This is a genomic window from Kerstersia sp., from assembly GCF_052103615.1.
Classification (GTDB): Bacteria; Pseudomonadota; Gammaproteobacteria; order Burkholderiales; family Burkholderiaceae_B; genus Kerstersia.
The window spans coordinates 19,890-33,781 of record NZ_JBQEKA010000032.1; the positions used below are offsets into that span (position 1 = coordinate 19,890).

11 protein-coding genes and 1 other RNA gene are annotated in these 13,892 nt (G+C 62.9%); 2 read left to right on the forward strand and 10 right to left on the reverse strand.

Features of this window, described 5'->3' with window-relative positions; translation table 11 throughout:
- Positions 1-339: SAM-dependent methyltransferase (locus ACTJGZ_RS08880; RefSeq protein ID WP_441662574.1), on the reverse strand; the 339-nt coding region annotated here is incomplete at its 3' end.
- An 18-nt stretch (positions 340-357) separates the two neighbouring features.
- On the opposite strand from ACTJGZ_RS08880, the gene ACTJGZ_RS08885 reads away from it, so the two are divergent.
- The gene (locus ACTJGZ_RS08885; RefSeq protein ID WP_441662575.1) at positions 358-921 is read left to right on the forward strand and encodes a YhbY family RNA-binding protein; all 564 of its coding nucleotides are present in this window, start codon (positions 358-360) and stop codon (positions 919-921) included.
- Between the two features lie 107 nt (positions 922-1,028).
- Here the strand turns inward: ACTJGZ_RS08885 and greA are convergent, their stop codons facing one another.
- The 4 genes from greA to carA all read right to left on the reverse strand — a co-directional run bounded on the left by greA (position 1,029) and on the right by carA (position 8,155).
- Positions 1,029-1,505, reverse strand: a complete 477-nt coding sequence (gene greA, locus ACTJGZ_RS08890) for a transcription elongation factor GreA (protein WP_441662576.1) — start codon at positions 1,503-1,505, stop codon at positions 1,029-1,031.
- Between the two features lie 472 nt (positions 1,506-1,977).
- Positions 1,978-3,303 carry a solute carrier family 23 protein gene (locus ACTJGZ_RS08895; RefSeq protein WP_441662577.1) on the reverse strand — a complete coding sequence of 442 codons (1,326 nt, stop codon included), beginning with the start codon at positions 3,301-3,303 and terminating at the stop codon, positions 1,978-1,980.
- Positions 3,304-3,738: 435 nt separating this feature from the next.
- Positions 3,739-6,987 carry a carbamoyl-phosphate synthase large subunit gene (carB, locus tag ACTJGZ_RS08900; protein WP_441662578.1) on the reverse strand — a complete coding sequence of 1,083 codons (3,249 nt, stop codon included), beginning with the start codon at positions 6,985-6,987 and terminating at the stop codon, positions 3,739-3,741.
- Positions 6,988-7,000: 13 nt separating this feature from the next.
- Positions 7,001-8,155 (reverse strand): glutamine-hydrolyzing carbamoyl-phosphate synthase small subunit, encoded by a 1,155-nt coding sequence (carA, locus tag ACTJGZ_RS08905; protein WP_441662584.1) that lies wholly within the window; start codon positions 8,153-8,155, stop codon positions 7,001-7,003.
- A 316-nt stretch (positions 8,156-8,471) separates the two neighbouring features.
- On the opposite strand from carA, the gene tal reads away from it, so the two are divergent.
- A complete protein-coding gene (tal, locus tag ACTJGZ_RS08910) occupies positions 8,472-9,440 on the forward strand; it encodes a transaldolase (protein WP_441662579.1) in 969 nt (322 codons plus the stop codon).
- A 99-nt stretch (positions 9,441-9,539) separates the two neighbouring features.
- Here tal and recR read toward each other — a convergent pair whose 3' ends face one another.
- From recR to ACTJGZ_RS08935, 5 genes are all read right to left on the reverse strand, one after another.
- Complete coding sequence (gene recR / locus ACTJGZ_RS08915; protein ID WP_441662580.1) at positions 9,540-10,151, reverse strand: recombination mediator RecR; 612 nt, start codon at positions 10,149-10,151, stop codon at positions 9,540-9,542.
- 12 nt (positions 10,152-10,163) lie between these two features.
- On the reverse strand, positions 10,164-10,490 hold the full coding sequence (locus tag ACTJGZ_RS08920; RefSeq protein WP_441662581.1) for a YbaB/EbfC family nucleoid-associated protein: 327 nt from the start codon (positions 10,488-10,490) through the stop codon (positions 10,164-10,166).
- A 50-nt stretch (positions 10,491-10,540) separates the two neighbouring features.
- The gene (locus tag ACTJGZ_RS08925; protein WP_441662582.1) at positions 10,541-12,823 is read right to left on the reverse strand and encodes a DNA polymerase III subunit gamma/tau; all 2,283 of its coding nucleotides are present in this window, start codon (positions 12,821-12,823) and stop codon (positions 10,541-10,543) included.
- Between the two features lie 134 nt (positions 12,824-12,957).
- Positions 12,958-13,055: signal recognition particle sRNA small type (gene ffs / locus ACTJGZ_RS08930), an RNA gene on the reverse strand.
- 69 nt (positions 13,056-13,124) lie between these two features.
- Positions 13,125-13,892: DMT family transporter (locus tag ACTJGZ_RS08935; protein WP_441662583.1), on the reverse strand; the 768-nt coding region annotated here is incomplete at its 5' end.

Below are 13,892 nucleotides of genomic sequence, written 5' to 3' on the forward strand. Positions count from 1 at the left end.
CGCTTCCAATTGGTGCAATACCGAATCTTCGCGGAAATCGCCCTGAATGAATGTCACCCCGGCAATCGGCTCCATGGGCAGCAGATCCAGCGCCACAATGCGGCCGTCCACAACGCCGCCCGCCCCGACCAGCCGTTCGCGCGCGACTTGCGACCAGCTCCCCGGCGCCGCGCCCAGATCCACCACCACATCGCCCCGCCGCATCAACTTTTCGGTCTCAAGAATCTCGATAAGTTTGAACGCGGCGCGCGCGCGATAGCCCTTCTGTTGCGCCATTTTCACATAAGGGTCATTAATATGCTGCTGTAACCAGCTTTTCGAAAATTTATTCTTAGCCATTCTCGTACAATCCGGTACATGCCGAATCTAGAAATCACACCACGCGAGCGCAGCACTCTACGCGCCGCCGCCCACTCCCTGCACCCGGTCGTCCTGATTGGCGACCGCGGGCTGACTGACGCCGTTATTCAGGAAATTGACCGCAATCTTAACGCCCATGGGCTGATCAAAGTGCGCGCAGGCGGAGAAGATCGCGAAAGCCGCGAAGAAATCATCGCCAGCATTTGCGATCAGCTCTCCTGCGCCCTGGTTCACCACCTGGGCAAAATGCTGATCCTGTACCGGCCTACCGCCGAAAAAGCGGAAGAAGCCCGCGGCCGCCGCCGTGACGCCGATGTTTACATCCCGAAAAAGCAGGCTGCCGCCGGCCGCACCGCGTCCAAAGCCGCGCCGCGCCGCACGACGGACGCCGCGCCGGCAAAACCTGCGCGCCGGGATCCCTATGACAATGAACGCCCCGCGCGCCCCAGTTTGCACAAGGGCAAGACCGCAGGCCGCGGCAAGCCGGGCGCCAGCCTGGGCGGCAGCGTCCGGCGCGGCAGCTCCATGACCCTGCGCGCCGGCGCCCGCCGCGGACGCTGACGCCAGACTGCTGCACCAATGAAAACGGGCCTTGCGGCCCGTCATGCTTGTACTGGCGGCGAGCAATTATGCCGCCAGGTCACGCTGTTTCATCAGACGCTCCATCCTCAGGCGTAGCGCACGCTGATGATTTCGTACTCTTTCAGGCCGGACGGCGCATTGACTTCCACCACATCGCCCGCGCTCTTGCCAATCAAGGCTCGCGCCACCGGGCTGGAAACGGAAATGCGGTTGGCGCGGATGTCAGCTTCCACATCGCCCACGATCTGATACACCACGCGGACTTCACTTGCCAGGTCCTCGATTTCAACGGTCGCGCCAAACACCACCCGCCCCTCGCCATCCAGCTCGGAAGGATTGATGACTTGGGCGTTTGACAAGGTCCCTTCCAGCTCGGCAATGCGGCCTTCAATGAATCCTTGGCGTTCGCGTGCCGCGTCGTATTCGGCATTTTCCGACAGATCGCCCTGGGCCCGCGCATCGGCAATGGCGGAGATCACGGTGGGACGTTCAACGGTTTTCAACTGATGCAATTCGGCTTGCAGACGTTCTACGCCACTCGCAGTCAACGGAATAGCAGGCATGTCTCTTCCTACACAACAAACAGCGCCTTGCCCTTGAGGTAAGGCGCCTAGACTAGAACCGTACCGGTCTAAGCCTGTACGGGCGTTCATCACCAGGCAGCGAAACCCCTCGCCACCTGGAAAAAACCCGATCTACTAAGCAGATCGGGCCAGCAAAATCGCGGGTCGGCGTGACCGCCAGCCGCGAAAAAAATCGGAGAAAGTCGCGTTCCACCTGACGGGTGGAAGCCGGGGCATTCTCTGCGCAACCTTCATGGCGCGCCTATGCGCTGGCCACAGGCCAGCAGCAGGCCCCAGGCATTCAGGAGAACCCTGAACGCCGCAAAACAAAACCCCGGAACGTACTGAACCGGGGTGTGCGTTAGTGACATTGTCGGCAAACTTGCAGGGAAAAGCAAGTACCGCCCATCGTTTTGGCGCCTTTCGCCGCCCGGCCAGCACTAGCCGCCGGGCAGCATGGCGGGCGCAGGCATCAAGCGGCGGCAGCCCCCTGGCGGCGGCGCAACAGCGCATAAAGAATGATGGCGCCGAAGGTCGCGGTACCGATACCATTGAGCGTGAAGTTGCCGATGGACAAAGAAAAATCCCCAGCGCCCATGACCAGCGTCACCGCCGCCACGATCAGGTTGCGGTTTTCGCTGAAATCCACTTTGTTGACCACCCAGATCCGGGCGCCCGCCACCGCGATCAGCCCGAACACAACGACTGACACACCCCCCAGCACCGGCCCGGGAATGGTCTGGATCAAGGCGCCGAATTTGGGAGAAAAACCCAGCACGCAGGCAAACAACGCCGCCACGACAAAGACCAGCGTGGAATAAATCCGCGTGACCGCCATGACGCCGATGTTTTCCGCATAAGTGGTAACGCCAGTGCCGCCCACGCTGCCTGACAGCATGGTCGCAACGCCGTCGCCCACAAAGGCGCGGCCCATGTAGCTATCCAGGTCCTTGCCGGTCATGGCGCTGACAGCCTTGATGTGCCCCAGGTTTTCCGCCACCAGGATGACCGCGACAGGAGCGATCAGGCCCATGGCCGTCCATTGGAATTCAGGCGCATGGAAAGTCGGCAGGCCGATCCAGGCGGCTTGCGACACCAGCGTGAAATCTATGGGTGTTCCCAGCGCTGCCACATTGGTCAAAAGAAAATACAGCACGCACGCCAGAAACAGGCCGACCAGAATCAGCAGGCGCTGCACCATGCCATTGGTCCAGACTGCCACGCCTCCCACGCAAAGCATGGTGGCCAGCGCCATCAGGGCATCAAACGTTGAGCCTCCCATGGCGCTTTTGGCGGCAATCGGGGCAAGATTCAGGCCAATCACAGCCACTACCGCGCCAGTCACGACGGGCGGCATCAGTTTTTCAATCACAACGCTGGCGCCGCCATGCGTCTTGCTGTTGTACCACCAGACCAGCAAACCGATCAGGGTGTACACCAGGCCGCACGCGATAATCGCCCCCAGGGCGACCGCAATATTGGGATTGGGGCCGCCGCCGCCGGCATAACCCGTCACAGCGATCACGCCGCCAATAAAGGCAAAACTGGAACCCAGATAGCTGGGCACCCGGCCGCCCACAAACAGGAAAAACAGCAAGGTGCCAATCCCCGACATCAGGATGGCAACGTTGGTATCAAACCCCATCAGCAACGGCGCCAGCACCGTTGAACCGAACATGGCCACCACGTGCTGCACCCCCATGGCAGCCGTCTGCGGCCAGGGCATGCGGTCTTCCGGGCCGATAACCGACTGCGAGCGGTCGGCCAGGCGCCAGCGCGGGAAATAACGATCAGACATGCGGAAAACTCCAGATATTTTTTAAAAAACCTTGGCTGCCGCGGGGCGCCACGCATGCTTCCCCCTCGCTTGCACCACAGGCTCACACCCAACTAAACAGCCTTGCACAAGGCCGCCGTTCCCGGCCCTGCCCGGCCCGGCGCTCAGAACCGGCGCCTGAAGCGCCCGAATTCCAACACCTGTCCCAACACCTGAATCCAAGCCCACGAACTCAAGCATCCGAACTCAAGCATCCGAACTCAAGCGCCCGAACCCAAACTCCTGAATCCAAGCCCCCAACACGCCGCCGCTCCGCCAGCAGCAAACCCACAACAGAGCCAGCATTCAGGCCGCAAAAAAGCGGCGAGAAGAAAATCCTCATCGCCGCCTTCACCGCACACCCGAGCCAAGCGCCGGGTTGCCATGGTGCGGGCCTGAGACCCGCACCCTGAGCTATCAGGCTTGCTGCTTGCGCAGTTCCTCGTGCAAACCTTGCAGGGAATACACCTGCAAGCCGCCGCCCTGATGCAGATACTGCAGCCCTTCCACGGCAGCGCGAGCGCCAGCAATGGTCGTGAACTGCATCACCCGCGCGGCCAGCGCGTGGGTACGGATGGCACGCGAATCCGCGATCGCATTGCGGCGTTCTTCCACCGTGTTGATCACGAGGTTGATTTCACCGTTCTTCAGCATATCCACCACATGCGGGCGGCCTTCCGTGACCTTGTTGACCACTTGCACGGGAATGCCGGCCGCTTCCAGCTCGGCTGCGGTGCCGCGTGTAGCCAGCAGTTTGAAGCCCAGGGCGTGCAAGCCGCGAGCCACTTCCACGGCACGCGCCTTATCGCGGTTGCGCACACTGATGAATGCCGTGCCCGACGCAGGCAGACGTTCGCCCGCGCCCAGTTGAGCCTTGACGAAAGCTTCGCCGAAGGAGGCGCCAACGCCCATGACTTCGCCGGTCGATTTCATTTCCGGGCCCAACAGCGTATCGACACCAGGGAACTTCACGAAGGGGAAGACGGCTTCCTTCACCGAGAAGTAAGACGGCACGACTTCGCGCTCGACACCTTGCGCCGCCAGCGTCTTGCCAGCCATGACACGCGCGGCGATCTTCGCCAGCTGCAGGCCAGTGACTTTGGACACATAAGGCACGGTGCGCGATGCGCGCGGGTTCACTTCCAGCACATACACGTCGCCGTCCTGGATGGCGAACTGCACGTTCATCAAGCCCTTGACGTTCAAGGCGCGCGCCATCAGCGCGGTCTGGCGCTTGATTTCGGCCACGGCTTCGGCAGACAGGGAATACGGCGGCAGGCTGCAAGCCGAGTCGCCCGAGTGCACGCCGGCCTGCTCGATGTGTTCCATCACGCCGCCGACAAACACGGTTTCACCGTCGGAGATGCAATCCACATCCACTTCGGTCGCGTTGTTCAGGAAGTGATCCAGCAGCACCGGCGAGTCATTGCTGACCTTGACGGCTTCGCGCATATAGCGCTCCAGATCCTGCTGCTCATGCACGATTTCCATGGCGCGGCCGCCCAGCACATAGCTGGGGCGCACCACCAGCGGGTAGCCGATCTCGCCCGCATGGGCCAGGGCTTCCGCTTCGGTACGCGCCGTGCGGTTGGAGGGCTGGCGCAGGCCGAGCTTGTTGAGCAGCTTCTGGAAGCGCTCGCGGTCTTCGGCCACGTCGATGGATTCGGGGCTGGTGCCGATGATGGGCACGCCATTGGCTTCCAGGGCACGCGCCAGCTTCAGCGGGGTTTGGCCGCCATACTGGACGATCATGCCGACCGGCTGTTCCTTGTTGACGATTTCCAGCACGTCTTCGAGCGTCAGCGGCTCGAAATACAGACGGTCGGAGGTGTCGTAGTCGGTAGATACGGTTTCCGGGTTGCAGTTGACCATGATGGTTTCATAACCATCCTCGCGCAGCGCGAGCGCCGCATGCACGCAGCAATAGTCGAACTCGATGCCCTGGCCGATACGGTTCGGGCCGCCACCCAGCACGATGATTTTCTTGCGGTCCGACGGCGCCGATTCGCACTCTTCCTCGTAGGTGGAGTACATGTAGGCGGTGCGCGTGGCGAATTCGCCCGCGCAGGTATCGACACGCTTGTACACCGGACGGATATCGAGCTGGTGACGCAGCTTGCGCACTTCGCCTTCCGAGGTGTCCAGCAGGAACGCCAGGCGGCGGTCCGAGAACCCGCGGCGCTTCAATTCGCGCAGGCTGACGGCATCCAGGTCGGCCAGCGTGCGTTGTTCCAGCGCCAGTTCGATATCAACGATTTCCTTGATCTGCGCCAGGAACCACGGGTCGATGCTGGTCAGCTGGTGCACTTCTTCCAGGCTGAAACCCTGGGCAAAGGCATCACCCACATACCAGATGCGTTCCGGGCCGGGCTCACCCAGCTCGACCTGCAGCTTTTCGCGGTCCGTGGTCTTCTGGTTCAGGCCGTCAACACCGACTTCCAGGCCGCGCAGGGCTTTCTGGAAGGACTCCTGGAAGGTGCGGCCGATGGCCATGACTTCGCCAACAGACTTCATCTGCGTGGTCAGGCGCGAATCTGCCGAGGGGAATTTCTCGAAAGCGAAGCGCGGCACCTTGGTGACCACGTAGTCGATGGTCGGCTCGAAGGAGGCAGGCGTGGCGCCGCCGGTAATTTCGTTGCGCAGTTCGTCCAGCGTGTAACCCACGGCCAGGCGGGCGGCAACCTTGGCGATCGGGAAGCCCGTCGCCTTGGAGGCCAGCGCCGAAGAACGCGACACGCGCGGATTCATCTCGATAACGATCATGCGGCCATTTTCGGGATTGACCGCGAACTGCACGTTGGAGCCGCCAGTATCCACCCCGATTTCACGCAGCACCGCGATGGACGCGTTGCGCATGATTTGGTATTCCTTGTCCGTCAGCGTCTGCGCCGGCGCCACCGTGATGGAATCACCCGTATGCACCCCCATGGGGTCCAGGTTTTCGATGGAGCAGACGATGATGCAGTTGTCTGTCCTGTCGCGGACGACTTCCATCTCGAATTCTTTCCAGCCCAGCAGCGATTCTTCAATCAGCAGCTCTTTGGTGGGAGAGGCTTCCAGACCGCGGCGGCAAATGGTTTCGAACTCTTCGGCGTTGTAGGCAATACCGCCGCCGGTGCCGCCCAGCGTGAAGCTGGGGCGGATCACGACGGGGAAACCGGAAGTGCCGATATCGACCGCGATGCGGCGCTGCACATCCCAGGCTTCGTCCATCGAGTGGGCTACGCCGGACTTGGCGGACTCCAGACCGATGTCGGTCATAGCCTGTTTGAACAGCTGGCGGTCTTCGGCCTTTTCGATGGCCTTGGCATTGGCGCCGATCAGTTCGACGCCATGGCGGTCCAGCACGCCTTCACGCGCCAGGTCCAGCGCGCAGTTCAGCGCAGTCTGGCCGCCCATGGTCGGCAACAGGGCATCGGGCTTTTCGCGCTCGATGATCTTTTCCAGCGCCTGCCAGGTAATGGGTTCGATGTAGGTGACGTCAGCCGTTTCCGGGTCCGTCATGATGGTGGCCGGGTTGCTGTTCACCAGAATGGTGCGGTAACCATCGGCCTTCAGGGCCTTGCAGGCCTGGGCGCCGGAATAGTCGAATTCGCAAGCCTGGCCGATGATGATCGGACCCGCGCCGATGATAAGGATGCTTTTAATGTCTGTACGCTTGGGCATGGTAACGCTGTCTTCAGGATTTGGCGGTCATCAGGCTGACGAATTTATTGAACAGCACGACAATGTCGCGCGGCCCGGGGCTGGCTTCAGGGTGACCCTGGAAGCCGAATGCGGGCCTGTCGGTCAGTTCCAGCCCCTGCAGCGTGCCGTCGAACAGCGAGATGTGCGTGACGCGGGCATTGGCCGGCAGGGAGTCGGCATCCACCGCATAGCCATGATTCTGGCTGGTGATATAGACGTTGCCGGTATCCAGTTCCTTGACCGGATGGTTGTTGCCGTGATGGCCGTGGCTCAGTTTGAGCGTGCGGGCACCCAGCGCCAGGCCCAGCAACTGCATGCCCAGGCAAATGCCGAACAGCGGCACGCGGGCGTCTAGCAGTTCGCGCACGGCGGCAATGGATTGCGTGCAGGCGGCGGGATCCCCCGGCCCGTTGGACAGGAACACGCCATCGGGCGACATGGCCAGTACTTCACTGGCGGGCGTGGTCGCCGGCACCAGGGTAACGCGGCAGCCGGCATCGACCAGCAGGCGCAGGATGTTGCGCTTGACGCCGTAATCGTACGCCACGACGTGCGGGCGCTGATTATCCAGGACGGGGAAGCCTTCGCCCAGGCGCCAGGTGCCTTCGTTCCAGCTCTGCACTTCCTTGGTCGAGACCTGCTCGCCCAGGTTCTGCCCATCCATGCCGGGGAAAGCGCGCGCCAGCGCCACGGCCTGCTCGGCGTCATCGCCGACCAGGATGCAAGCGCCCTGAGCGCCGCCTTCACGCAGGATGCGTGTCAGTTTGCGGGTATCAATGCCGGAGATGGCGACGACATTCTGCTCGCGCAGATAGGCAGGCAGCGATTTTTCCGAACGGAAGTTGGAAACGCGCAGCGAACAGTCGCGCACGATCAGCCCGCCGGCGCATACCGAGGGCGACTCGCAATCTTCGGCATTGACGCCGGTATTGCCGATGTGCGGGTAAGTCAGGGTCACGAGCTGCCCGGTATAGGACGGGTCAGTCAGCACTTCCTGGTAACCGCTCATGGCGGTATTGAAAACTGCCTCGCCAACAGCATGGCCCGGCGCGCCGATGGAAACACCCCGGAAAACCGTGCCGTCTGCCAATGCGAGAATTGCAGGCGCAAGCTGGTCTACGCCCTCGGGAAAAATGGACGGCAACAAGGTCAAGATAAGCCCCAGTTCAAAAACGGTAAGTAAACCTTTGGATTATACCTCGCGTCCGGCCTCAGTTCGCAGAGTTTTACAGTCCCGGGCACTTCAAAATGCGCCGAAACGCCCTGGCCTTCCTGCGCGGCCTGTTCTTCCCTCGCTGGCGGCGCGCTGGCCGGCCCCCTATTCACCCGAATCAAACCCAGCCAAACCCGGCGGCCATCACCATCCCCGCACCGCAAAAATGCTACGCTTCCGGTAGCGCGGCACCGCAGGTTTCAGGCCTGGGCGCAGCGCCCCAGAACATTTTCACCGGAGTTCCCCCACCATGCCTTCGTTGCTCGAATCCCTGCGCCGCCACACCACTGTCGTCGCCGATACTGGCGATTTCGCCGCGCTGAGGACCCTGCAGCCCACTGACGCCACCACCAACCCGTCTCTGATCCTCAAGGCGGCGCAAAAGGATGAGTACCGCCCGCTGCTGGAACGCGTCGTCGCCCAACGCCCCGACGCTTCCACGCCCGAGCTGCTCGACGATCTGCTGGTTGCCTTCGGCCGCGAAATCCTCGCGCTGATTCCTGGCCGGGTTTCGACCGAAGTCGATGCCCGCCTGTCCTTCGACACCCAGGCCACGGCAGAACGCGGCCGGCGCATCATCGCCCGCTACGAAGAAGCCGGGATTCCGCGCTCGCGCGTGCTGATCAAGATCGCTTCGACCTGGGAAGGCATTCAGGCAGCGCGCATCCTGCAAGCCGAAGGCATTCGCTGCAATATGACCCTGCTGTTCGCGCTGCCCCAGGCCGTGGCCTGCGCCGACGCGGGCGCCCAGCTGATCTCGCCCTTCGTCGGCCGCATCTACGACTGGTACAAAAAACAGGCAGGCGCCAACTGGGACGAGACCGCCAACGCGGGCGCCAACGACCCCGGGGTCAAGTCGGTCAGCAATATCTACGCCTACTACAAGACCCACGGCATCGAGACTGAAATCATGGGCGCCAGCTTCCGCAACGCCGGACAGATCCTGGCGCTGGCCGGCTGCGATCTACTGACGATCAGCCCCGAATTGCTGACCGAACTGGGCGCCAAGGACGGCGCCGTCGAAGCCCAGCTGAATGCCGAGCACGCCCGCGCACAGGCGCCGGCGGCGCTGCCCTGCAATGAAATCGCCTTCCGCACGCTACTTAATGAAGACGCGATGGCCACGGAGAAACTGGCCGAAGGCATCCGCGCGTTCTCGGCGGATGCGGTCAAGCTGGACGCCATGATAGACGCCGCGCGCCAGCAAGCCAGCGCTTAAGCGCCACGCCAGGCGCCGGGGGCAGCTGCCGCCCCAGAAAATAAGGCCATCATGTGATGATGGCCTTATTTGTTTCCGCCCTGCGCAGCGGCATGACGCTCACTCCGCGCTGCGGCGCTCCATCAGGGCCCAGGCAATCGTTCCGGCATCGACATATTCCAGTTCGCTGCCGGCCGGCACGCCACGCGCCAGACGGCTCACCTTCAGGCCGCGCGCCGTCAGCGCCTCGGACAGGAAATGCGCCGTGGTTTCCCCTTCCGCCGTGAAATTGGTCGCTAGGATGACTTCCCGCACCAGGCCATCACTGGCCCGGCGCAACAAGCGGTCGAAATCCAGCTCATGCGGGCCGACGCCTTCCAGCGGCGCTAGCCGCCCCATCAGCACGTAATACAGGCCGCGATATCCCTGGCTGGCCTCTATGGTGTTCTGGTCTGCCGGCGTTTCCACGATGCACAACAACCCCGGATCACGCCGGGGATGGCTGCAAATGGCACAGGGGTCCATATCGGTGAAATTATTGCAGCGCGAACAGCGCCGCAAACGGGACAAGGCACCGCCTATGCTGTCAGCCAGTTGGCGTGCCCCGTCCTGGTCATTCTGCATGAGGTGATACGCCATACGGCGCGCCGAACGCACCCCGACCCCGGGCAAACGCCGCAGGGCGTCAATCAGCTCCCGCAGCGGCGCGGGTTCACTGGCTGGCGTATCCATGCTCCTGCGCCCTTAGAAAGGCAGCTTCATGCCCGGAGGCAGCGGCATGCCTGCCGTCGCCGCCGACATTTTTTCCTGGCTGGCCGCTTCGGCCTTGCGCAGCGCGTCATTGAAAGCGGCAGCTACCAGGTCTTCCAGCATGTCTTTGTCTTCGCCCAGCAGGCTGGGGTCTATGGTCACCCGGCGCACATCATGGCGGCAGGTCATGGAAACCTTAACCAGGCCGCCGCCCGAAGCGCCGTCCACAATCAATTCGGCCAGCGCTTCCTGCGCCTTCTTCATGTTTTCCTGAACCTGCTGCGCCTGGCGCATCAGGCCGGCAATTTGACCTTTCATCATGGTGCTGTCATTCCTTGCTTGCTTGGTGAAAATAGGGGCGCCCGGCAGGCTTATGCCTTGCCGTCCGCCTCGGGCATGACTGCCCTGACCGAACCCGGATAGACCCGGGCTTCGAAATCCTGTTCAAGTTCCTGGACAAACGGATCCGCCTGCACCGTGTCTTCCGCTACGCGCTGACGCTCGGCCCGTACAGCCTCGTCCACCGCATAAGCCGTGCCTTCGCCCGTTTCCGCGACTTCGATATCGAGATTGACGCGGCAGCCGAAGTATTCTTCCAGGCATTGACGCAGACGGTCCCGGCCATTGACTTCCGTCAGGGTGCGGGCCGCCACTTTCAGCCGGATGGTATTGCCCTGCACGCCCAGCCATTCGCTATGGCGCGCCAGCTCCGACGCCAGCCCGGTGACCGGCAGCGAAGCCGCCAATTCATACCAGGGCTGATGCAGCGCAATCACGCCGGACTTGGCAGCCCGGCCGCCTGCCGCACGCGGGGACGGCACGGGCGTCTGGCGCGCAGGCCGCGCCGAGCGCGGTTTCCCTTCCCGCCCCCCCCGGACCTCCCGTTCTTCTTCGCCAGGCAGATCGTCGCCGGATGGCGGGAACGCCGGAATATCCATATCCCAAGGCGGAACGTCCTCACCCTGCGCGGCAGTCGCCTGCCATTCATCCTGATGCCCATCCGCTGCAGCGGGCGACGCCTGTCTCCCGGCGGCAGGTTGTGCAGCGGCAACTACCCCGGCCTGGATACGGCTGGCAGCGGCGTCCGTGTCCTGCGGCGCACCGTCAAGTGCACCACTAAGTGCACCATCAAACTCACCCTCGACCGCGCTGCCTGCCGCAGGCATCCCGCCTGCGGCCGTCTCACCGGGGCCGGACGGCGCTGGCACTTCTTGCACCACGGGCGCAGGCACCTCTGCCGACACCGCTACCGGCACTTCCATGGGCACCCCCACGGACACTTCTTCCGGCACCTTCACTGGCACTTCCTGCGGCGCTGCTGCCGCAGGCGGCACGGGCGCAGCCGGTACCGGCGCAGCCTCATTAGGCACAGGCCCGGCAGCAGGCGCCTGCCCGGATGCGGCCTCAGGCTCAGCCTGCGCCGCGCCCGCCGATGTCTCCCTGGCAACAGCCGCCGCTGATAACGGCGCGCCGGCAGACGGTTCCGGCAGCGTTGCCGCTGGCGCCGAAACCGCGCCAGCCGCTATTGACGCGCTACCTGGCGCTGGCGGCACGCCTGCCGCGCCGCCAGCCGATGCCGACAAAGACAGCATGCGCAGCACCGTCATGACAAAACCGGCGTACTCATCCGGCGCCAAGGCCAGTTCGCTGCGGCCATGGACGGCAACGGTATAAAACAGCTGGATCGCATCGGCATCCAGGCCTTGCGCCAGGCGCACGATATCCGCGCCCAGCGGGTCTTCCGGCGCGATGGCCGCAGGCACGCGTTGCGCCACGGCAATACGCGACAACAAGACAGCCAGATCGCCCAGCGCGCCGGAATAAGACAGGCCGCGCACGGACAGCTCATCCGCGATGGCCAGAATGGCCGAGCCATCCTGCGCCACCAGCGCGTCCAGCAGACGGATCAGATGACGCTGGTCTATGGTGCCCAGCATGCCGCGCACGGCCTCGTCAGTCATGCTGCCCGCGCTATAGGCAATGGCTTGATCGGTCAGCGACAGCGCATCACGCATCGACCCCGAGGCCGCCTGCGCAATCAGCCAGAGCGCCTGCGTTTCAAAGGGGATGGCTTCCTCGCCCAGCACATGGCTGAGGTGGCCCACAATGGCATCCGCCGACATCTGCTTCAAATTGAATTGCAGGCAGCGGGATAGCACCGTAGGCGGAATTTTCTGCGGATCGGTCGTCGCCAGAATGAACTTGACGTATGGCGGCGGCTCTTCCAGCGTTTTGAGCATGGCATTGAAAGCATGCCCCGAAAGCATATGCACTTCGTCGATCATATAGACCTTGAAGCGCGCTGCGCTGGGCGCATAGGCCGCCTGCTCCAGCAGCTGCGTCATTTCATCGACACCGCGATTGGATGCCGCGTCCAGCTCGACATAATCGACAAAACGCCCGGCATCAATTTCCGTGCAAGCCCGGCACTGGCCGCAGGGCCGCGCCGTGATGCCGGTTTCGCAGTTCAGCGACTTGGCCAGAATGCGCGACAGTGTCGTCTTGCCCACCCCGCGCGTGCCGGTAAACAGCCAGGCATGGTGCAGGCGTTGCGTCGTCAGCGCGTGCGTCAGCGCGCGCACAACGTGGTCTTGGCCGACCAGAGTGTCAAAGGATTTCGGGCGCCACTTGCGGGCAAGGACCAGGTAACTCATTGCGCGATTGTAGAGCCTGTTGGCGCGGGCGCAAGATCACATTGCCAGATTCTCCTGCGGGCGGAACGAAACGCTGGCAAAGCGCAAAAAACAAGCCCGGTGGCGTAAAAACGCCACCGGGCTTGTGAAATTCAAAAGGCGAGCCTGACTCCGGCACTGATTCTGCACGACTATGGCTGCTTCGTTCCCGACCTGACCAGGTTCGCCGCCGAACCATGCGGAGGGGCCCGCCAAGTCGAATTCTAGCAGAATTTCATTTTGCCTGCTGCAGTCCGTCCCGCCACGCCGCCAGCGTCCTGCCTTAGCCCGCCCGACGGCGGAATTGCGTGGTCACCAGCAGCAGCGCCAGCGCGATCAAACCGCCGCCGCTCAAATGCGCCATGGACAGCTGCTCATCCAGGAACAGATAGCCCCACAGCACACCGAACAGCGGAATCAGGAAAGTGACCGTCGTGGTGCGCACCGGCCCGACCTCGGCCAGCAAACGGAAGAACAGAATATAAGCCAGAGAGGTACAGACAAAGCCAAGCGCAATCAGCGCCAGCCAGGGCTTGGCGCCTGCGCCCAGCACAGCGCTGCCCTGCTCCGGATGCAGCCAGAGCGATACCAACAGCATGGGCAGCAAAAACAGGGTCGCCCCCACCTGGCTGCCAAAGGCCAGCAGGCGGTTATCCATGCTGCCCCGGCGAGTAATCCACAAACGCGTCAGGTAGCCCACCGTCCCGTAGCAGACAGTAGAGATCAAACAGGACAGCATGCCTATCATGACCTGCCAGTCCAGCGCCACCGGCCCGCTCTGCATCAGCACCCAGACGCCCGCCAGGCCTGCGAAAATGCCCAGAACCTTGCTCACGCTGACTTGTTCGCCGAAGAATAGCCCGCCGACCAGCACGCTCATCAAGGGCGTATTGGCATTCAGAATGGCGCTATAGCCTGCCGGGATATACAGCGATGCAATGGTGTAGCACAGGAAGGGAATGCCTGAGCCTATGACACCCAGCAGCAGCACCGGGACCAGCCGCCCGTCAAAAGAAAGCTTGATGCGGGCAGCCTTGAGCAGCACATACAA

Bases quoted from the DNA above. Each gene is read 5' to 3' on its own strand.
- ACTJGZ_RS08885 (WP_441662575.1), top strand. From the start codon at position 358: ATGCCGAATCTAGAAATCACACCACGCGAGCGCAGCACTCTACGCGCC.
- greA (WP_441662576.1), bottom strand. From the start codon at position 1,505: ATGCCTGCTATTCCGTTGACTGCGAGTGGCGTAGAACGTCTGCAAGCC.
- ACTJGZ_RS08895 (WP_441662577.1), bottom strand. From the start codon at position 3,303: ATGTCTGATCGTTATTTCCCGCGCTGGCGCCTGGCCGACCGCTCGCAG.
- carB (WP_441662578.1), bottom strand. From the start codon at position 6,987: ATGCCCAAGCGTACAGACATTAAAAGCATCCTTATCATCGGCGCGGGT.
- tal (WP_441662579.1), top strand. From the start codon at position 8,472: ATGCCTTCGTTGCTCGAATCCCTGCGCCGCCACACCACTGTCGTCGCC.
- recR (WP_441662580.1), bottom strand. From the start codon at position 10,151: ATGGATACGCCAGCCAGTGAACCCGCGCCGCTGCGGGAGCTGATTGAC.
- ACTJGZ_RS08920 (WP_441662581.1), bottom strand. From the start codon at position 10,490: ATGATGAAAGGTCAAATTGCCGGCCTGATGCGCCAGGCGCAGCAGGTT.
- ACTJGZ_RS08925 (WP_441662582.1), bottom strand. From the start codon at position 12,823: ATGAGTTACCTGGTCCTTGCCCGCAAGTGGCGCCCGAAATCCTTTGAC.